A 669-nucleotide genomic window follows, 5' to 3' on the forward strand; every position below is an offset into this window, starting at 1 on the left:
AGATCACCGAGATACGCCGGCAGCGCGAGGACTGGCAGCGCGACGCCACGCGCGCGCTGGCGACCGGGCGCACCGGCGAGGCGATCCACGCCTATGATGCCAAGGGCATGGTCCACGCGGCCGACACGCGCGAGCAGGCGCGGGGCGAGCTGGTGGACGGCTGGGATCGCGCCCGCCAGGCCGAGCCGGGCAAATCCCGCGTCATCCTCACCCATACCAACGCCGAGGTCCGCGAGCTGAACGAGGAGGCGAGGGGGCGGCTTCGCGCGACCGGCGACTTGGGCGAGGACGTGGCGTTCAGCGCCGACCGGGGGACCCGCAGCTTCGCGGCGGGCGACCGCCTGATGTTCCTGCGGAACGAGCGGTCGCTGGGGGTGAAGAACGGCACGCTTGGCACGATCGAGCAGGCCAACCCCGAGGGCATGACCGTCCGGCTGGACGGGGGCCGAAGCGTCACGTTCGACCGGACGGACTATGCCGCGGTCGATCACGGCTACGCGGCGACGTTCCACAAAGCGCAGGGCGTGACGGTCGATCGCGCGCACATCCTCGCTACCCCCGGCATGGACCGGCACAGCGCCTATGTCGGCATGTCGCGGCACCGCGAGGCCATGCAACTCCATTACGGCCGCGACGACTTCGCCGACCAGCGCCAGCTCGTCCGCGCCC

1 protein-coding gene is annotated in these 669 nt (G+C 71.7%); it reads left to right on the forward strand.

All coding sequences use genetic code 11. The annotated features are described in order from the left end of the window. Nucleotides 1–669: AAA family ATPase (locus IEX18_RS18470; RefSeq protein WP_188661427.1), on the forward strand; the 669-nt coding region annotated here is incomplete at both ends.

The sequence above is a fragment of the Sphingomonas metalli genome, assembly GCF_014641735.1.
Taxonomy (GTDB): Bacteria; Pseudomonadota; Alphaproteobacteria; order Sphingomonadales; family Sphingomonadaceae; genus Sphingomonas; species Sphingomonas metalli.